Here is a 19,796-nt window from a genome sequence, read left to right on the forward strand (position 1 = left end):
TAATGAAAAATGGGCAAAAATGAAAATGACTATTCACATACAGAAATAATCAGAGGGCCTGATGGACCAGTTAATGGCAATGCGTGCCTTTACGCGGGTGGTGGAATCCGGCAGTTTTACGCGCGCGGCGGATTCGCTGAATATGCCGATAGCCACCCTGAGCAAACTGGTGAAATCTCTCGAAACGCATCTTGAGATCCGCCTCCTGCACCGCACCACCCGCCGGGTCGTCACCACGCCTGAGGGGGCGGAATACTATGAAAAAGCACTCAGGGTGCTGATTGATATCGAAGATATTGACACCTCTTTTCGCGTTTCTCGCGCGACGCCAAAGGGGCATCTGCGCGTCGACATCGGCGGCTCCACCGCCCGCGACGTACTCATCCCCCTGCTACCAGATTTCATGCAGCGCTACCCGGATATCCGGATCGATCTTGGGGTGGCCGACCGGCCCGTAGACTTAATCAGCGGTAACGTAGACTGTGTTATTCGCGGCGGCCCGCTGAACGACTCAACACTTATTGCCCGACATCTCGGCAATGCTGAAATGGTTACCTGCGCGACGCCGGGTTATCTGAAGAATCATGGCGTCCCGGCCTATCCGCAGGAGCTGCGCAACGGCCACAAATTGATAAGCTATCTCTCTCCGGTCACCGGGCGGGCCTTTCCGTTTCGCTTCAGACAGGATGGCGAGGCGCTGGAAATCAGCATTCCACACTATCTCGGCGTCAATGAAAGCAATGCCCATCTCGCTGCTGCCGCGGTGGGACTTGGGATTGTTCAGACTTTTGAGTATTCGGCAAAGCACTATTTGCAGACGGGAACATTGACGGCAATCCTGAGCGACTGGCGCCCTGCTGCCTATCCGTTTCATGTGGTTTACCCCCAAAACCGGCATTTAACGCACCGCCTGAAGGTATTTATTGCCTGGCTGGCGGAGGTATTCCCCGCCGCGCTGAAGGGATAGCCGGGCGCGAGCCCGGCTGGGGCTTAGTTGAGTTTGTAATCGAGCGTGATGTCGGCTTTCAGCAGCTGCGACACCGGGCAGCCTGCTTTCGCTTTCTGAATGATGCCGTCAAACTGCTGAGGCGCGATGCCGGGAACAGTCACCTTGCTTTTCAGCGCAACCTTTGTGATAGCAAAACCGCCGTCGGTTTTATCCAGCGAGACGTCTGCAGTGGTATCAATGGAATCGGCGGTATAGCCCGCCTCACCCAGCATCAGCGAAAGCGCCATCGAGAAACAGGCGGCGTGTGCCGCGCCAATCAGCTCCTCAGGGTTGGTCCCCTTTTCACCCTCAAAGCGGGTGTTAAAGCCATAAGGCTGCTGATTGAGAACGCCGCTCTCGGTAGAAACCGTTCCTTTCCCGCGTTTAATGTCGCCAGACCAGTGTGCTGAACCGTGCTTATGAATAGTCATTCTTGCTCTCCTTTTGGCTTACAAAGGGTTAAGTATAGAAGGCTACTCAGATTCTGCGGCGAAGACAGAAGAGTCTTAGCCACTGAACACATGTTGCGCCAGTGCATCAAGGAATGCGCGCAGTGCGGCAGGTTGATATTCCCGGGACTGGTAAATGCCATGGATGGCAAGCGGTTTCGGCTCCAGCACGCTCAGAACCGGCACCAGTAATCCCTGCGCCAGCGCGTCAGATGCCTCACGCTCCGGCAACATGGCGATACCGCAGTGGTTAATCGCGGCGTCCATCAACAGCGATGAGATGCTGGCGCTCAGGTTGCCGCTGACGGCCACGCTCAGGCTTTCACCTTCCGGCGTAAGAAAATGCCAGGACTGCCCGGCGAAAAAGCTGTAGTGCAGGCAGTTATGCTGCGCTAAATCTTCGGGACTGACGGGCGTTCCGTGCTGAGCAAGATAGTCCGGCGAGGCGCAAAGGACTGAACGACACTCCCCCAGTCGGCGGGCGATCATGCCCGGTTCGGGGGTGTCGGTAATGCGCACAGCGACATCAATACGCTCCCCTACCAGGCTCACCGGGTGGTTGTTCACATCCAGCTCGATGCGCAGCTGCGGGTAGCGCGCGAGCAGCCCGGGGAGCACCGGCGCAATCAGGTGCATGGCGGTAAAGTGTGCACAGGCGACCCGCAGCGTGCCTGACGGCAAATCTTTCTCCGACTGGCCCTCAATCTCCTGCGAGAGCTGCGAAAGCGTCCGCGTTTTCTGCAACACTTTTTCGCCGGCTGCCGTCAGCGTCAGCTTGCGCGTGGAGCGGTTAACCAGCCGTGTTCCCGCCCACTTTTCCATTTGTTCCAGGTAGCGGCTCACCATCGGTCGCGAGATCCCCAATGCGCGGGCCGCCGCGCTCAAACTTCCCAGCTCGCATATCCGGTTGTAGACCTGAGCGGCAATAACGCGATCCATATACGCTCCATTTGCTCGATTTATGAAACTAAGCATGTCTTGTTTCAGGAATTCTGGCAAATACGAATATCCGTACAATAGAGACTTTCCTGAACCACAGAGACATGATGATGAAGCTTACTCGCCTTGCACTGCTTTGCGCCCTTTTCACACCGGCTGTTTTTGCCGCGCCGTTGACGATTGAAACGTATAACCCGCAGGAAAAAGGCATTTTCGCGGTCTCTTCCACGCTGGTCTCTGGCCCGAAAGAAGCCGTTCTGTTTGACGCTCAGTTCAGCGTGAAAGATGGCGAAGCGCTGGTGGAGAAAATTCGCCGCAGCGGTAAAACGCTGAACAAGATTGTGATCACTTCCGGCGATCCGGATTTCTATTTTGGTCTGCAACCGCTGGTAAAAGCCTTCCCGAATGCCAAAGTGGTGGCCACGCAGCAGGTGGTTGACCATATTAAGGCCACCAAAGACGCCAAACTCGCCTTCTGGGGCCCGCAGATGAAAGACGGCGCGCCAACGACGCTGGTCGTTCCGCAGGTGCTCGCCTCAACCACGTTTATGGTTGACGGGGAAAAGATCGACATTGAACAACCAGACAGTTACGCGGCTTACGTGTGGATCCCGTCTGCGAAAACGATCCTCGGTGGCACCGGTGTCTCCTGGGGTATTCACGTCTGGACGGCAGATACCCAGACGCCTGCTCGCCGCCAGCAGTGGCAGCAAACCCTGGACAATATGGCTGCGCACAAACCTGAACGCGTGATCCCGGGTCACTATCTTGGGACTCCGCCTGCCGGAACGGGCGCGATTGATTTTACGCGTGGCTACCTGCAGCATTTTGAACAGGCTTTATCCGCACACAAAGACTCCGCGGGCGTTATCGGCGCGATGAAAAAACAGTACCCGGATCTTGCCGAAGAGAGCTCCCTGGAATTAAGCGCCAAAGTAAATACCGGCGAAATGAAGTGGTAAGTTAAAAACGGCTCCTGCTATATTTCCCCCATAGCAGGAGCACCGCCCAAATATCCTCGTTGCCCAACGTCCATTTATCCCCACGTTTTAAAAGTGCATAAAAGCATGCACTTATGACATTTTCGTTTCTAAGATGAATCTTAGCCACAACGGGTAAAATATTTGCCATTCTGTTTATGAATTACATTTTTTGCGAGCCGTACCATTAAACAGACAACGACACGGAGGCAGCATGTTTACTTATTACCCGGCTAATACTACAGCAGCACAACCTGAGCTCGTTAACGCGATTGCGCAGGGTCTTCACGCCGAACACGGTGCTGTGACTGAAGATGACATTTTGATGGAACTGACCAGGTGGGTGGAATCCACGGATAATGACATCCTCAGTGACATCTACCAGCAGACCATTAACTACGTCGTCAGCGGGCGAAACGCACCTTTGTAAAAACCTGCTAAGCTGGATCTGCAACCTAAGGGGTTACATTTCGTTTGCGTAAGCAAACTGGTCCTTAAAACTATCAACAGGATTGAGGAGTTAACATGAAATCGAACCGTCAGGCACGCCACATTCTGGGACTGAACTACAAGCTTTCTAATCAGCGTAAAGTGGTGATTGAAGGCGACCACGTAACGCAAGTCACTCACGCCACCGGCAGAAAACGCCACGCGGGCAAGTAAGTTCCAGACTGAGACAGAGAACACCATCGGCAAAACCGATGGTGTTTTTGTTTATGTGTTGCGGTAATTAATATTCAGCTCCTTTATAATACCGCCCGACCGCACCCCATCGCACAGGCCAGAAAGATGACAAACAGCAGTGTCAGGGACGGATCTTCAAAAAAAGAGTGAGTGACATGGACAACAAACTGAAAAAACATCGTTCCTTATATATCCCTTATGCCGGACCGGTTTTACTCGAATTCCCCCTGCTCAACAAAGGTAGCGCCTTCAGCATGGAAGAGCGCAGCAGCTTCAACCTGCTGGGTTTACTGCCCGAAGTGGTTGAAACCATCGAAGAACAGGCAGAGCGCGCGTGGATCCAGTATCAGGGCTTCAAAACCGAAATCGACAAGCACATCTACCTGCGCAACATTCAGGACACCAATGAAACCCTCTTCTACCGCCTGGTGCAGAACCATCTGGAAGAGATGATGCCGGTGATCTATACCCCGACCGTGGGTGCTGCCTGCGAGCGTTTCTCTGAGATCTACCGTCGCTCCCGCGGGGTATTCATTTCTTACCAGAACCGTCACAACATGGACGATATTCTGCAGAACGTGCCTAACCACAACATCAAAGTCATTGTGGTCACTGACGGCGAGCGCATTTTGGGTCTGGGTGACCAGGGCATCGGCGGGATGGGTATTCCGATCGGTAAGCTGTCACTGTACACCGCCTGTGGCGGCATCAGCCCGGCGTATACCCTGCCGGTGGTGCTGGATGTGGGTACCAATAACCAGCAGCTGTTGAACGATCCCCTGTATATGGGCTGGCGTCATCCGCGTATTACCGACGAAGAGTACTACCAGTTTGTCGACGATTTCATCCAGGCCGTGAAACACCGCTGGCCGGACGTGCTGCTGCAGTTCGAAGACTTTGCGCAGAAGAACGCGATGCCGCTGCTGAACCGCTATCGCGATGAGATCTGCTCCTTTAACGACGATATCCAGGGCACCGCAGCCGTGACCGTGGGTACGCTTATCGCCGCCAGCCGCGCAGCCGGCAGTCAGCTGAGCTATCAGAAAATCGTCTTCCTCGGGGCAGGCTCCGCAGGATGCGGTATCGCCGAACAGATTATTGCCCAGACGCAGCGTGAAGGCCTGAGTGAAGAGCTGGCCCGCTCCCGCGTGTTTATGGTTGACCGTTTCGGCCTGCTGACCGACGGTATGCCGAACCTGCTGCCGTTCCAGACCAAACTGGTGCAGAAACGCGAGAACCTGAAAAACTGGGATACTGACAACGAAGTCCTCTCCCTGCTGGACGTGGTGCGCAACGTGAAGCCGGATATTCTGATCGGCGTTTCCGGACAAACCGGCCTCTTCACGGAAGAGATTATTCGTGAGATGCACAAGCACTGCGAGCGCCCTATCGTGATGCCGCTTTCCAACCCGACCTCCCGCGTGGAAGCGACGCCGCAGGACATCATCGCCTGGACCGAAGGTAACGCGCTGGTTGCGACCGGCAGCCCGTTCGATCCGGTGGTATGGAAGGATAAAACCTATCCGATTGCCCAGTGCAACAACTCCTATATCTTCCCGGGTATTGGTCTGGGCGTGATCGCCTCCGGCGCGTCTCGCATTACCGATGAGATGCTGATGTCCGCGAGCGAAACCCTCGCGGGCCACTCGCCGCTGGTCAATGATGGTGAAGGGCTGGTACTGCCTGAGCTGAAGGACATCCACAAGGTGTCGCGCGCTATCGCGTTTGCGGTAGGTAAAATGGCGCAGCAGCAGGGCGTGGCAGTGAAAACCTCTGCCGACGCGCTGCAGCAGGCTATTGACGATAACTTCTGGAAGCCTGAATACCGCAGCTATCGCCGTACCTCGATTTAACTCTGCGACCCAATCGCCCGGTGGCGCTTCGCTTACCGGGCCTACGGGGGCCCTCCCTGTGGGCTCAGGAATCCCAGTAATTTTTATACCGGAAGCGATGAAGGTTGCTTCATGAAAATGAATGAGTTACAGCGACGCCCTGGTCCGGCTGTAAATCGCCGAAGCGTTTCCGTAGGGCCGGGGCGAGGCGCAGGGATGCGCCGAGAGGGCGTGGCCTGCAGGGATGCAGGCTCATGCCCGACCCGATAGCCTGAAGGAATAAGCTGAGGGCACCGCGAAGCGGCGATTTACCGCCGGGAGCCCGGGTCGCCAGGGTGGTGGCGATTGAGCCACCCTGGCACGTTCACCGGTCGTGTCGTTACAGAGTAGCAAGGAACATAAAGTGAACGGAATGACCACCAAAGCCGGATGTTCCCCCTCACCCCAGCCCTCTCCCTCAAGGGAGAGGGGGTAGTCTGTGCAGGTATTATTTGGTGGGGATTCCTCAGCCCTACGGGTGAGGGCATCAGACCGCACCATCGAATCCCACTAGCCAAACCCCCTTTCCCCCGCTACACTCCTTTCATCCATTAACATACTGAATATATAAGGAGGCCAATTATGCTGTACTGTGAAATTTTCAATGTTTCACATACATTTGGTGATCGCACCCGCTCAAGCGTTATCGGTATCGTGCTGCGATAACTTCTGCTTGAGCGAAGACACCAACCCCTGAAATCCCTTCTCTCGGGCTTACTGAGTTATCGTCAGCGATGTTTGACGAGGCATAAATATGCCTGTAACTCTTGGGTAAGCAACAATGAGCACTTTACTCACTGCACAATCTTTACGTGTTGATACGGCGTTTGGCACGCTCTTCGACTCCCTTTCTTTTACGCTGAAAAAAGGCGACCGCATTGGCCTGCTGGGCGATAACGGCTGCGGAAAAAGTACGCTTTTAAAGGTGCTGGACGGCACAGAATCCCCCGCCGCCGGTACGGTAGCGCTGGCCGGGCACTGCCTGATGGCGCGCGTTGAGCAACATCTTCCGGACGCTATTTTCCCGCTGACCATGCTGGATGCCGTACTCGCACAGCTGCCTTTAGCTGAGCGCGATAGCCTGCGCTGGAAAGCCGAAACGCTGCTGGCCGGCATGGGCTTTACCCCGCAGGATATGACGCTGCGCTCCGCCACGCTGAGCGGCGGGCAACACACCCGGCTGCTGCTGGCGCGGGCGTTGATTCACGAGCCGGATCTGCTCCTGCTGGATGAACCCAGTAACCACCTCGATTTGCCGACCATGCTCTGGCTGGAACATTTTTTACAGAACTGGTCAGGCAGCTTCGTGCTGGTCTCGCACGACCGACAGTTGCTGGATGCCGTCACAAACGGCAGCTGGATCCTGCGCGATAAAACGCTGCACTACTTTGCCCTTCCCTGCACGGCCGCACGCAAGGCGCTTGAAGCAAAAGATGAAAGCGACGCGCAGCGCCACAAGGCGGAGCAAAAGGAGATCGATCGCGTGACCGCCAGCGCGAAGCGGCTGGCGACCTGGGGCAAGGTTTACGATAACGAAGACCTGGCCCGGAAAGCCAAACAGATGGAAAAACAGGTCGAACGGCTGAAGGAGAGCCAGACGGCGCTTACGGCTGGCAGCCAGTGGACGTTAACCCTGCGCGGCGATGCGCTTCGCGCCGACCGACTGCTGGAGATAGAAAACCTCGGCGTGCCGCCTGCGCCGGGGCTTTCTGAGCTGTTTAACATCGACATCGCGCGTCTGAAAAGCGGCGATCGCGTGGCGATTGTGGGTCGTAACGGCTGCGGAAAATCGTCTCTGATGAAGCTTATCTGGCGCTGTTTTAGTGATGAGCAGAGCGATACGGGGCTGAAACTTCATCCACGCGTGTCAGCTGGCTATTACGATCAGACGCTGAACCAGCTGCCGGATGACGCCACGCTGTTTGACGCGCTGGAGCCGTTCGCGCCCGACCCGCAACACAGAAAAATGGCGCTCATCAGCGCCGGATTTCCGTGGGCGCGTCACGGACAAAACGTCAGTACGCTCAGCGGTGGCGAACGCTCTCGACTGCTGTTTGTCGGCCTGACGCTTGCCCGCTATAGCCTGCTGATGCTCGATGAGCCGACCAACCATCTCGACATGGAGGGCAAAGAGGCGCTGGCGCAAACCCTGCAGCAGTTTGAGGGCGGCGTCCTGCTGGTCAGCCACGATCGTCAATTAATTAGCCAAAGCTGCAACCGTTTCTGGTTAATTGAAGAGGGAAAGCTGAGCGAATGGCATGATGCAGAATCGGTATTCGAGCGGCTGCGTGAAAGCGCGGGACTGGTAACATCCCCAGCTCCCGTCGACGCCACGACCATGCCTGTATCCCCCTCTGACGATCTGCTTGAACGGCTTGTCGCGCTGGAAACATTGCTGGAAGACGATCTCGCGCGGAAGCCAAAGCATCAAAAACCGCAGCTACAGGCACAATGGCGTAAAGAAATTAAGGAGATAGAAGCACAGCTGTAACGCTGCGCCCGGCGAGCCTCTCGTCGGGCCAGTATTTTCCCCCTTAATTATTAGAGGAACATCCTTTTCTTAATCTGAAATCACCTTAAATGATGACATTATGTTGCGGGCACCTTGCATTACAGCGCTTAAGCATTAATCCTTGAGGAGTATTACACCTGCTATGCAGATACTCATCATGAACAAGGAGATACACATGAAGGCTGCTGTTGTTACTCAGGATCATCAGGTTAACGTTACCGAAAAAACCTTGCGCCCGCTCAAGCACGGGGAAGCCCTGCTGAAGATGGAATGCTGTGGCGTATGCCATACCGATCTTCACGTAAAGAACGGTGACTTTGGCGATAAAACCGGGGTGATCCTGGGCCATGAAGGGATTGGCATCGTCAAAGAAATCGGCCCTGGCGTGACGTCGCTGAAGGTCGGCGATCGCGCAAGCGTAGCCTGGTTCTTTGAGGGCTGTGGTCACTGTGAATACTGTAATACCGGCAACGAAACCCTGTGCCGCGATGTAAAAAATGCCGGTTACTCCGTTGATGGCGGCATGGCGGAAGAGTGCATCGTCACCGCCGACTACGCGGTAAAAGTACCGGATGGCCTGGATTCTGCTGCCGCCAGCAGCATCACCTGCGCAGGTGTCACCACTTACAAAGCGGTGAAGATCTCAGGTATTAAACCGGGCCAGTGGATTGCCATTTATGGTCTGGGTGGACTGGGCAACCTTGCGCTGCAGTATGCTAAAAACGTCTTTAACGCCAAAGTCATCGCGCTGGATGTTAATGACGAACAGCTGAAGCTTGCCGCCAGCATGGGTGCGGATTTGACCATCAACTCCCGCAGTGAAGATGCCGCTAAAATTGTGCAGGAAAAAACCGGCGGCGCACATGCTGCTGTCGTCACTGCCGTCGCAAAAGCGGCCTTCAACTCCGCGGTGGATGCCGTGCGCGCCGGTGGTCGCGTGGTCGCGGTTGGTCTGCCACCGGAAGCGATGAGCCTGGATATTCCGCGCCTGGTGCTGGACGGCATTCAGGTGGTGGGTTCACTGGTTGGTACCCGTCAGGATCTGCAGGAAGCGTTCCAGTTTGCGGCGGAAGGTAAAGTGGTACCGAAGGTGACAATGCGTCCAATCGAAGATATCAACGCCATCTTCAAAGAGATGGAACAGGGTCAGATCCGTGGCCGTATGGTGATTGATTTACGCTCATAAGCGCTCATCATTTATCACCGCTCCCGAAAGGGAGCGGTTTTCATACAGCCGTACGAGCCTTAACGTGTGACTGTCTTGTCCGCAGATATCCGTACAACAGCAATGCGCTCATGGCCGAGAACGAGAGTATCGCCGCTGGTAGCGTGACGTAACGCCAGCTAAAGCCAAGGGTAATCATCATCCCGCCAAAGTACGCGCCAATCGCACTGCCGAGATTAAATGCCATCTGTCCCCCTGCCGCCCCCAGCATCTCACCGCCCTTCGCATTTTGCAGAAGCAGGATTTGCAGCGGCGCAGAGAGCGCAAACAGCCCGGCACAGCAGATAAAGCCCATGACCAGCGAGGCCGTTTTCTGTTCGCCAGTGGCAAAAAGCAGCAGCAGTGAGGCGACAATCACCATATCGGTGGTGGCGGCAATGCGCAGCGGGCTAAAGCGACCAGAGAGTTTACCGCTTAACAGATTGCCCAACACCATCCCAAGACCCATCAGCATCATGATGGCGGTCATCACCCCTTCCGAAAAACCAGAGACGTTAACCATAAAGGGCTTAACGAAGCTGAACCACGCAAACACACCGGCGTTACCAAACATAGTGGCGGCAAAAATCAGCCACGGTTCTGGTCTTTTCAGAAACTGGAACTGCTCGGTCAATTTGATTTCTGATCTGTCATGGAGGTGTGGCACCCAAAGGATAACCGACAGGATCACCAGCGCATCGAACACGGCAATCAGGAAAAAGGTATAGCGCCAGCTAAATGCGTGCCCCAGCCAGGTACCCAGCGGGACACCGACCAGGTTAGCCACGGTCATACCGGCGATCATCCCGGCCACGGCAACCGTTACCTTTCCCGGTGGTGCTATTTTAGAGAGGATAATCGCCCCGACGCCAAAAATGGCCCCGTGCGGAAAACCAGAAATTAAACGCCCCAGCGCCAGCCAGAAATAGGACGTGGAGAAAGTAAACAGAGCATTGCCGACAGCGCACATTGCCACCAGGAACAACAGCGTGGTTTTTAACGAGAACTTGCCCGAAAAGAGCGCCACAATAGGGGCACCAATCACCACGCCGAAAGCATAAAACGAAATCATATTCCCGGCCGAGGGAATAGAAATGCCGGTATCGTGCGCCAGTTCGGTGAGCACACCCATAATGCCAAATTCAGCCATCCCCAGGCCAAACGTGCCAAGCGCCAACGAAAAAATTGTCTTTTTCATACCACGACCACAGGTTAAAAACTCGCGACGGGCATTATTGAACAAACTTGTATGGTGAGCCAGTTCAAATCAGCTGGCTGACACGTTAATCCATTAATTCAGGTGGATTACACTTCATAGTGCGGCCTCGCTTTTTCCCGCGCCGGACAACCTGAGGATGACAATCATGGGAAGCAAGAAGAAAACCAGTGTCGCTGTTGATGTCGAAAAAAATGCACCGCTGAAAACCAAAGAGTACGAAAAAGAGCTTCGCCGTCTCCACGTTGAACTGGTGAAGCTCCAGCAGTGGGTCGTCGCCAAAGGATTAAAAGTGTGTATCGTTTTTGAAGGGCGCGATGGCGCCGGTAAAGGCGGCACCATAAAAGCGATCACCGAGCGCGTCAGCCCGCGCGTTTTCCGCGTTGTTGCCCTTCCCGCCCCCACCGAGAAAGAGAAAACCCAGCTCTATTTTCAGCGTTATGTTCCCCATCTGCCCGCTGCCGGGGAGATCGTGATATTCGACCGAAGCTGGTACAACCGCGCGGGCGTCGAGCGGGTCATGGGGTTCTGCACGCCGGAACAGGTGGAGAAGTTTCTCGACGGTACGCCGGTGATGGAAAAAGCGATGGTTGATGCCGGGATTATTCTGCTGAAGTACTGGCTTGAGGTGACACCCAAAGAGCAGGAACGCCGTTTACGTGACCGTATTAACGACGGTCGTAAAATATGGAAGCTCTCACCGATGGATATTAAATCGTTTAACCTGTGGGATGAATATACCGTAGCGCGCGATGCCATGTTTGCGGCAACCGATACCGCCTGGGCACCGTGGTATGTGGCCCGTTCGGAAGATAAGAAACGCGTGCGGCTGAATATTATTTCGCATCTCCTGACGAAGATCCCGTATAAAGAAATTCACGTTGAAAAGGTGGAATTACCGAAACGTAAAATTGGCAAAGTGAAACCGACGAAATACCCGTTCCGTTATGTGGAAGAGCGGTTCTGATATCATTCTTGTAGGCCCGCGCAAGCGCAGCGCCGCCGGGCAAAGCCGACGGCGCAGGTCTTACTTCATCCCTTCCGTACTTTCCTGTTTCGCTTCCAGTCGTTCCACATCGCGATACCAGCGCGGGTGATGTTTCTGCGCCCAGCGACGACTCACCTTCCCTTCAATCATCCCTTTAATCGACCCCTTCACCCAGAACGCCATATACATATGGATCAAAATGGCATGGATCAGAATAATGGCTGAGGTGGCGTGGATCAGCAGCGCGTAGCGCACCACCTGAATCGGGAAATACGAGGCAAAATACGGACGCCAGATAATGACGCCCGTCACCAGCAGCACAAAAATCATGCTCATGATGGTCCAGAACATCATCTTTTGTCCGGCATTATATTTGCCTACTTTCGCCACTTTATGCTCGTTGCCCTTCAGCACTTCGACAATTCCTTTTAGCCACGGAATGTCCTGCTTATCCGGGATATTGTGATGGACGAAGCGCACGAACATAAACATCAGCACCACGAAAATCAGCACGCCGAAGAACGGGTGCAGAATGCGTCCCATCTGCGGGGTGCCGAAAGTTTCCGTCAGCCACTGGAGCGTAGGGAAGAAGAACGAGATGCCGGAGACCGCCACCAGGAAGAAGCAAATGACCACCGTCCAGTGACAGGCGCGGTCGACAAACTTCGTGCGCACGATCATTTTCGACTTACTCATGATGCTCCTCCTCGTCGTCATCCACCTCTTTATTTGGCCCGATACCAATGTAGTGATAAATCAACCCGGCAAAGGTGGCGATAAAGCCCGCTGCAGAGAGCGGTTTGAGCGCCCCTTTCCACAGGTTGATTGAGGTGTCGATCGCCGGATCTTTCGGCAGATTGTGATACAGCTCCGGCTGGTCGTTATGGTGCAGCACGTACATAACGTGCGTACCGCCCACGCCCTGCGGGTTATAAATACCCGCCTTGTCGTAGCCGCGCGCTTTGAGTTTGTCCACCCGCGCCTGCGCCACATCAAGCATCTCTTTCTTAGTGCCGAAGTGAATCGCCCCGGTCGGACAGGTTTTCACACAGGCAGGCTCCTGCCCGACGCTCACGCGGTCCACGCACAGTGTGCATTTATAGACCCGGTTATCCTCTTTATTGAGGCGCGGAATATTAAACGGACAGCCCGCGATGCAGTACCCACAGCCGATGCAGTTGTCCTGCTGGAAGTCGACGATCCCATTGGCATACTGAATAATCGCCCCCGCGGACGGGCACGCCTTCAGACAGCCCGGATCCTCACAGTGCATGCAGCCGTCTTTACGGATTAACCACTCCAGCTTGCCGTTCTGCTCGGTCTCGCTAAAGCGCATCACCGTCCAGGATTTGGCGCTCAGATCCGCCGGATTATCGTAGACCCCGACGCAGTGCCCCACCTCGTCGCGGATATCATTCCACTCCGAACAGGCCACCTGGCAGGCTTTACAGCCCACGCAGGAAGAGACATCGATAAGCTTAGCGACTTCTGCCTTATAGTCCCGCGCACGAGGCGCGGGGGTAATCGGGTTGGTCGCGGAGCGTTTAATAATGTCTTGTGTTTCCATCGCCATTTAATCGCTCCTTACGCTTTCTCGATGTTGACCAGAAACGCTTTGTATTCCGGCGTTTGCGAGTTGGAATCGCCAACGTTTGGCGTCAGGGTATTGGCGATGTAGCCTTTCTGCGCCACCCCTTCAAAGCCCCAGTGCAACGGAATACCGACCGTCTCCACCTGCTGACCATGAACGTTCAGGCTCTGCAGACGACGGGTCACCACCGCCACCGCGCGGATAAAGCCACGCTTGCTGCTCACCTTCACGCGGTCACCGTTGGCAATCCCCTTCGCTTTCGCCAGCGTTTCGCTTATCTCCACAAACTGTTCCGGTTGGGCGATGGCGTTAAGCCGCGCGTGCTTGGTCCAGGTATGGAAATGCTCGGTCAGGCGATAGGTTGTACCCACATACGGGAATTTGTCCTTTTTGCCTAAGCGCAATTCGTCGTCTTCATAGATCCGCACCACCGGGCTGGAGACCACGTTCGGGTGCAGCGGGTTAGTGCCGAGCGGCGTTTCCATCGGCTCGTAGTGTTCCGGGAATGGCCCTTCTGCCAGCTTGTTGAGCGCAAACAGGCGACCCAGCCCTTCCGGCTGCATGATAAACGGCCCGGTGTTGCTGCCCGGCGCGGCGGTGTTGTAGTCCGGGATATCATTCCCTGCCCACTTCGAGCCGTTCCACTGGATCAGCATGCGTTTTGGATCCCACGGCTTGCCGTTCACGTCGGCGGAGGCGCGGTTATACAGCACGCGGCGGTTCAGCGGCCACGCCCAGGCCCAGCCCAGCGTATTGCCCAGCCCGGACGGGTCGGCGTTATCGCGGTTCGCCATCTGGTTACCCTGCTCCGTCCAGCTGCCGGTGTAGATCCAGCAGGAAGATGCCGTGGTACCGTCATCACGCAACAGCGCGAAGCTGTTCAGCAGCTGGCCTTTTTTCGCCACCAGGCTACCGTTGGCATCATAAATATCCGCCAGCGCAACGCCGTTGTTCTCTTTCGCCACTTCTTCTGACTCTGGACGATCCGGCTGCTTATAGTTCCAGCGCATTTTCAGCAGCGGCTCAGCGCCTTTACCGCCCGCGGAGCGATACATTTCGCGCAGACGATGGTAAATCCCGGCCAGGATCTCACCGTCATTCCGCGCTTCACCCGGTGCCTCCTGGCCTTTCCAGTGCCACTGCAGCCAGCGACCGGAGTTCGCAATGGAGCCATCCTCTTCCGCAAAGCAGGTGGACGGCAGGCGGAACACCTCGGTCTGAATCGACGCCGGATCGACATCGTTCGCTTCACCGTGGTTCTGCCAGAAGGTCGAGGTTTCGGTCACCAGCGGGTCGATTACGACCATGTACTTCAGCTTGCTCAAGCTGCGAACGACTTTGTTCTTGTCCGGGAAGGACGCTACCGGGTTAAAGCCCTGGCAGATATACCCCGTGACGTTACCCTTATCCATCATGTTGAAATACTTAATGACGTCGTACGCCTGATCCCACTTCGGCAGCCACTCGAAGCCCCAGTCGTTCTCTTTCTGCGCTGCGTCGCCGTAGAAGGATTTCATCAGGCTGACGTAGAACTTCGGATAGTTGCTCCAGTAGTTCACCTGATCCGGCAGCGTCGCTTTTGGCGTGTTGGCCTCAAGATACGTTTGCAGATTTGCCTGCTTTTCCGACGGCAGCATCAGGTAACCCGGCAGGCTGGTGGAGAGCAGGCCGAGGTCGGTGAGCCCCTGAATATTGGAGTGACCGCGCAGCGCATTCACGCCGCCCCCTGCCATTCCCATGTTGCCGAGCAGCAGCTGGATCATCGCCATGGTGCGGATGTTCTGCGCACCCACGGTGTGCTGCGTCCAGCCCAGCGCATACAGGAAGGTCGTTGTTCTGTCTGCCGCACTGGTGGAGGCCAGCACTTCGCACACTTTCAGGAAGTCCGCTTTCGGCGTACCGCAGATGTTCTCCACCACGTCCGGCGTATAGCGGGAAACATGCTGCTTCAGCAGGTTCCACACGCAGCGCGGGTGCGTCAGTGTTTCATCGCGCATTGCATAGCCGTTTTCGTCGAACTGATAGTTCCACGAGGACTTGTCATACTGGCGTTTTTCCGCGTCATAGCCGCTGAACAGCCCGTCGTCGAAGGCAAAGTCATCCCGCACCAGCAGGTTTGCGTTGGTGTAGTGCTTAACGTATTCCGCGTTAATTTTGTTGTTTTCGATCAGGTACAGCAGTACGCCGGACAGGAACGTAATGTCCGTGCCGGAGCGGATCGGCGCATAGATATCGGCCACCGAAGCCGTGCGCGTAAAGCGCGGATCGACGACGATCAGCGTCGCATCGTTGTTGTTTTTCGCTTCCATCGCCCAGCGGAATCCCACCGGATGGGCTTCAGCGGCGTTACCGCCCATTACCACCACGACGTTAGCGTTTTTGATATCAACCCAGTGGTTGGTCATCGCACCGCGACCAAATGTTGGAGCAAGACTTGCTACCGTTGGTCCGTGTCAGACGCGCGCCTGGTTATCAACCGCCAGCATGCCGAGAGAGCGCACAAATTTTTGCGTCAGCATGCCGGTTTCATTACTGGCCGCAGAGGCACATAACATACCGGTGGAAAGCCAGCGGTTGACCGTCACCCCCTCTGCATTCTTTTCAACAAAGTTGGCGTCGCGGTCGGCTTTCATCAATTTTGCAATACGGGAGAAGGCCTCATCCCAGGAAATACGCTGCCATTTGTCCGAGCCTGGCGCACGGTATTCCGGATAACGCAGGCGGTTTTCGCTGTGAACGTAGTCCAGCAGACCCGCGCCTTTCGGGCATAACGCCCCGCGGCTCACCGGATGATCCGGGTCCCCTTCAATATGATAAATCGCTTCTCTGGCGTTCTTCGCGCCATCACCCAGGCTGTACATCAAAAGCCCACAACCCACGGAGCAGTATGTGCAGGTGTTACGGATCTCTTTCGCGCGCAGCAGTTTATAGTTGCGTGCCTGAGCCAGCGCCATTTTAGGAGCGAATCCCAGCATAGCGGCTGTTGTTCCGGCCATACCGCCCGCGCAGATTTTAAAAAATTGTCTGCGGCTGACGTCCATTGTTGTCCTCGTGTTCAAATAAGACTTCGCGCCGCAAACTAACAGCAAAACCCCTTTTTTTTTTGCGTCAAATCAAGGTCGCGTGACTTCGCCCTCTTAATGGTCACCGCTCGCGCCTTCAAATAATCCTTTAGGGTTAAACACATGCGAGAATAATTCGCAACAGCGTCAGGATTAATGCTATATCTTTTTCCTTTGATTTTTTTAGCGATGAAGACGTAATGGACAGAAAGAGAGCAACGCTTATCGGGCTGGCAGCGATTCTGTTGTGGAGCACAATGGTGGGCCTGATTCGTAGCGTGAGTGAGGGGCTGGGGCCCGTCGGCGGTGCGGCGATGATATACACCCTCAGCGGATTATTGTGTCTGGTAACGGTGGGATTTCCTGATATTAAACGCTTTTCACCCAGGTATCTTATTGCCGGCAGCGTACTTTTTGTCAGTTACGAAATTTGCCTTGCCCTGTCGTTAGGCTATGCCGCCACGCGAGCGCAGGCCATTGAAGTGGGGATGGTCAATTATCTCTGGCCGAGCCTGACGATCGTCTTTGCTATTTTGTTCAACGGACAAAAATCAACGCTGTGGGTTATCCCCGGCTTAGTCATTGCACTGCTCGGTGTCTGTTGGGTATTAGGGGGTGAGCAAGGATTACACCCTGATGAAATAATACGCAATATTGTATCGAATCCACTCAGCTATACACTGGCTTTTGCCGGAGCATTTATCTGGGCCGCCTACTGCACGGTAACCCGTAAATTTGCTAACGGGCAAAACGGCATTACGCTGTTTGTTTTGCTGACGGCACTGAGCCTGTGGGTGAAATATGCGCTGAGCGATCAGCCGGAAATGGTCTTCACTGTTCCGGTTGTCGTGAAACTCGTTATGTGTGGTGTGTCGCTAGGGTTAGGTTATGCCGCCTGGAATGTTGGCATTTTGCACGGTAACGTCACGGTGCTGGCCGCCGTATCCTATTTTACTCCCGTACTCTCTGCCGCGCTTGCCGCCGTGCTGCTGAGTTCCCCCCTCTCTTTCTCGTTCTGGCAAGGCGCGCTGATGGTCTGCGTCGGGTCATTGCTTTGCTGGTACGCCACTAAAAAATAATTCCGAATCAACTGTCGGGTAATATTCATCCCGACAGCAAAAAATTAACATAAATTTAATATTTGGACGCGCGTTACGCTATTCTCCAGTTCGGTAGAGCACGCGTTTAACTTCTGTTTATATTACCCACTTGTCGTAAATTTGCGTCTCTTGATATTGACATAAACTGACACCGCCATGTGATTAATTGCCGCCAAATACTCACAATATTAATAGCACAAAGTGCAATAGTATGTTTCTGTGTGTTTCTGTCTAATCAACGGAATTTTCGTACAATTAAGGGCGCAAGGCCGCCTTTTTCGGTTAAATACACTCTGCCACCTCAACCAAAAGAACGGCATTACCGATAATTAACATATTTTATAACAACCCAATGAAACTATATTGACGAAAATAAACCCCACCCAAAATTGATTAAATACTCATCATTTCAGGCTATTTTTAGGCCATTTATCCGATCTTGATCACACTAAATGAAATTATTATTAATATTTTGAAACTTATTATTGAAAGAGGACTACAAGATTTTTAAAAATAACGTGCCATTGACGAGCAGCCTCGTTTAAAACTCGTTCAAAGTGGCTCAGGAAATACCTAAGAAAATTATAAGGAATATTTAAGATGAAACTTAAATTAGTTGCAGTGGCAGTGACTTCCATGTTGGCAGCAGGCGTTGTAAACGCGGCTGAAGTTTATAACAAAGACGGTAACAAGCTGGATCTGTACGGTAAAGTAACAGGTCTGCACTATTTCTCTGATGACGCTGGCAACGACGGCGACAAAACTTACGTTCGTCTGGGCTTCAAAGGTGAAACTCAGATCAACGATCAGCTGACCGGTTACGGCCAGTGGGAATATGAGTTCAAAGGCAACCGTTCTGAATCCCAGGGCACTGACGGCAGCAAAACGCGTCTGGCCTTCGCAGGTCTGAAATTCAACGAATTCGGTTCTTTCGACTACGGTCGTAACTACGGTGTTGCTTACGATATCGGCGCATGGACTGACGTTCTGCCAGAGTTCGGTGGTGATACCTGGACGCAGACTGATGGCTTTATGACTGGCCGTACGACTGGCGTTGCAACCTACCGTAACACCGACTTCTTCGGTCTGGTTGACGGTCTGAACTTCGCTGCTCAGTACCAGGGTAAAAACGATGACCGTAACATCACCGAAGCGAACGGTGACGGCTGGGGTCTGTCTTCTACCTATGAAATGGACGGTTTCGCTGTTGGTGCCACCTACGCGAAATCTGACCGTACTGACCGTCAGGTTGCTGCAGGTCGCGTAGCCAATACCGTTAACGCTGGCGGTGAAAACGCAGAAGTTTGGGCTGCTGGTCTGAAATACGATGCGAACAACATCTACCTGGCAACCACCTACTCTGAAACCCGCAACATGACCAACTTCGGTGACGGTTATATCGCGAACAGAGCTCAGAACTTCGAAGTTGTTGCTCAGTATCAGTTCGACTTCGGTCTGCGTCCATCCATCGCTTACCTGAAATCCAAAGGTAAAGATCTGGGTTCATACGGCGACCAGGATCTGGTTGAATACGTTGACGTTGGCGCGAGCTACTACTTCAACAAAAACATGTCTACCTATGTTGATTACAAAATCAACCTGGTTGACGACAACAGCTTCACCAAAGCAACTGGCGTTGCTACCGACAACATCGTTGCTGTCGGCCTGACCTACCAGTTCTAAGATTTGTCACGCTAAAAAGCCAGCCCATGTGGCTGGCTTTTTTTATACGGATTTCTGGCGTCAAAAAGGAGAACGCCATGCACCTGTTCAAAGGACGCTGCTTATGCGGAATGAGTCAGTTCAGCGTGAGCCTCAACCATTTTGATGTATATGCCTGTCACTGTACGCAATGCCAGAAGTGGTCAGGCGGCATTGCCATGTATCTTGAGACGCAGGGCGAGCCCCTTGTGGAGCAAGATTCCATTGCTCCGTCTCATTTCGCCTCATCCGCACGCGGAGAACGCTGGTTTTGTCCAGGCTGCGGCTGCCCGCTGTGGTTCAAACTGACCGCAACGGCGCGCTATTTTATTCCCTGGACGCTGCTTGAGATGAGCGAAGATGAACGACGCCGGCTGGTACTTGCCGCAGAAATCTATACTGAAACCCAACCCGCGTTTTTTGGCCTGACCGGGCAATACGCACGCTATAGCGGTTCAGAAATTGAAGCACGAGATGAACACTGCCTGCTAACGCCCTAAACTGCTGCCCG

Annotated in this window: 17 protein-coding genes; 11 read left to right on the plus strand and 6 right to left on the minus strand. The window is 54.2% G+C overall.

Going from position 1 to position 19,796, the window contains the following annotated elements; genetic code table 11:
- The first annotated feature begins 61 nt into the window (after positions 1 to 61).
- Positions 62 to 967 carry a LysR family transcriptional regulator gene (locus tag G0034_RS11520; RefSeq protein WP_023337326.1) on the plus strand — a complete coding sequence of 302 codons (906 nt, stop codon included), beginning with the start codon at positions 62 to 64 and terminating at the stop codon, positions 965 to 967.
- A 23-nt stretch (positions 968 to 990) separates the two neighbouring features.
- Here G0034_RS11520 and G0034_RS11525 read toward each other — a convergent pair whose 3' ends face one another.
- Together G0034_RS11525 and G0034_RS11530 are read right to left on the minus strand one after the other, a co-directional pair.
- A complete protein-coding gene (locus G0034_RS11525) occupies positions 991 to 1,419 on the minus strand; it encodes an OsmC family protein (protein ID WP_014883900.1) in 429 nt (142 codons plus the stop codon).
- A gap of 75 nt (positions 1,420 to 1,494) precedes the next feature.
- Positions 1,495 to 2,376, minus strand: a complete 882-nt coding sequence (locus G0034_RS11530) for a LysR family transcriptional regulator (protein WP_014883901.1) — start codon at positions 2,374 to 2,376, stop codon at positions 1,495 to 1,497.
- 110 nt (positions 2,377 to 2,486) lie between these two features.
- Between G0034_RS11530 and G0034_RS11535 the strand changes: the two genes are divergently transcribed.
- The 6 genes from G0034_RS11535 (at position 2,487) to adhP (ending at position 9,609) form a co-directional block, all read left to right on the plus strand.
- Complete coding sequence (locus tag G0034_RS11535) at positions 2,487 to 3,338, plus strand: Vmh family MBL fold metallo-hydrolase (RefSeq protein WP_032636450.1); 852 nt, start codon at positions 2,487 to 2,489, stop codon at positions 3,336 to 3,338.
- Between the two features lie 232 nt (positions 3,339 to 3,570).
- Positions 3,571 to 3,786 (plus strand): biofilm-dependent modulation protein, encoded by a 216-nt coding sequence (gene bdm, locus G0034_RS11540; RefSeq protein ID WP_014883903.1) that lies wholly within the window; start codon positions 3,571 to 3,573, stop codon positions 3,784 to 3,786.
- Between the two features lie 95 nt (positions 3,787 to 3,881).
- Positions 3,882 to 4,019, plus strand: coding sequence for a stationary-phase-induced ribosome-associated protein (sra, locus tag G0034_RS11545; RefSeq protein WP_032636448.1), 138 nt, complete (start codon positions 3,882 to 3,884; stop codon positions 4,017 to 4,019).
- Between the two features lie 176 nt (positions 4,020 to 4,195).
- Complete coding sequence (locus tag G0034_RS11550) at positions 4,196 to 5,893, plus strand: NAD-dependent malic enzyme (protein WP_014883904.1); 1,698 nt, start codon at positions 4,196 to 4,198, stop codon at positions 5,891 to 5,893.
- A 799-nt stretch (positions 5,894 to 6,692) separates the two neighbouring features.
- On the plus strand, positions 6,693 to 8,402 hold the full coding sequence (locus G0034_RS11555) for an ABC-F family ATP-binding cassette domain-containing protein (protein WP_045268184.1): 1,710 nt from the start codon (positions 6,693 to 6,695) through the stop codon (positions 8,400 to 8,402).
- 196 nt (positions 8,403 to 8,598) lie between these two features.
- The gene (gene adhP, locus G0034_RS11560) at positions 8,599 to 9,609 is read left to right on the plus strand and encodes an alcohol dehydrogenase AdhP (protein WP_023330465.1); all 1,011 of its coding nucleotides are present in this window, start codon (positions 8,599 to 8,601) and stop codon (positions 9,607 to 9,609) included.
- 40 nt (positions 9,610 to 9,649) lie between these two features.
- Here the strand turns inward: adhP and araJ are convergent, their stop codons facing one another.
- The gene (gene araJ, locus G0034_RS11565) at positions 9,650 to 10,825 is read right to left on the minus strand and encodes an MFS transporter AraJ (protein ID WP_045133992.1); all 1,176 of its coding nucleotides are present in this window, start codon (positions 10,823 to 10,825) and stop codon (positions 9,650 to 9,652) included.
- A 166-nt stretch (positions 10,826 to 10,991) separates the two neighbouring features.
- Here araJ and ppk2 point away from each other — a divergent pair, with 166 nt between their 5' ends.
- Complete coding sequence (gene ppk2 / locus G0034_RS11570; RefSeq protein ID WP_179120884.1) at positions 10,992 to 11,810, plus strand: polyphosphate kinase 2; 819 nt, start codon at positions 10,992 to 10,994, stop codon at positions 11,808 to 11,810.
- A gap of 60 nt (positions 11,811 to 11,870) precedes the next feature.
- Here ppk2 and fdnI read toward each other — a convergent pair whose 3' ends face one another.
- The 3 genes from fdnI to fdnG are packed head-to-tail and all read right to left on the minus strand — an operon-like array spanning position 11,871 to position 16,463.
- Complete coding sequence (gene fdnI / locus G0034_RS11575) at positions 11,871 to 12,527, minus strand: formate dehydrogenase-N subunit gamma (RefSeq protein ID WP_014883910.1); 657 nt, start codon at positions 12,525 to 12,527, stop codon at positions 11,871 to 11,873.
- On the minus strand, positions 12,520 to 13,404 hold the full coding sequence (gene fdxH, locus G0034_RS11580; RefSeq protein ID WP_023330472.1) for a formate dehydrogenase subunit beta: 885 nt from the start codon (positions 13,402 to 13,404) through the stop codon (positions 12,520 to 12,522). Before fdxH ends, fdnI begins: the two co-directional genes overlap by 8 nt.
- 11 nt (positions 13,405 to 13,415) lie before the next feature.
- Positions 13,416 to 16,463: a formate dehydrogenase-N subunit alpha gene (gene fdnG, locus G0034_RS11585; RefSeq protein WP_179120885.1), complete on the minus strand. Its 3,048-nt coding sequence runs from the start codon at positions 16,461 to 16,463 to the stop codon at positions 13,416 to 13,418.
- A 221-nt stretch (positions 16,464 to 16,684) separates the two neighbouring features.
- Between fdnG and yddG the strand changes: the two genes are divergently transcribed.
- The 3 genes from yddG to G0034_RS11600 all read left to right on the plus strand — a co-directional run bounded on the left by yddG (position 16,685) and on the right by G0034_RS11600 (position 19,785).
- Positions 16,685 to 17,563 carry an aromatic amino acid DMT transporter YddG gene (yddG, locus tag G0034_RS11590; RefSeq protein WP_179120886.1) on the plus strand — a complete coding sequence of 293 codons (879 nt, stop codon included), beginning with the start codon at positions 16,685 to 16,687 and terminating at the stop codon, positions 17,561 to 17,563.
- A gap of 621 nt (positions 17,564 to 18,184) precedes the next feature.
- Positions 18,185 to 19,267: a porin OmpC gene (ompC, locus tag G0034_RS11595; protein ID WP_014883915.1), complete on the plus strand. Its 1,083-nt coding sequence runs from the start codon at positions 18,185 to 18,187 to the stop codon at positions 19,265 to 19,267.
- 77 nt (positions 19,268 to 19,344) lie between these two features.
- Positions 19,345 to 19,785 carry a GFA family protein gene (locus G0034_RS11600; RefSeq protein ID WP_014883916.1) on the plus strand — a complete coding sequence of 147 codons (441 nt, stop codon included), beginning with the start codon at positions 19,345 to 19,347 and terminating at the stop codon, positions 19,783 to 19,785.
- Positions 19,786 to 19,796: the final 11 nt, after the last annotated feature.

This window comes from Enterobacter sp. T2, from assembly GCF_010692925.1.
Classification (GTDB): Bacteria; Pseudomonadota; Gammaproteobacteria; order Enterobacterales; family Enterobacteriaceae; genus Enterobacter; species Enterobacter kobei.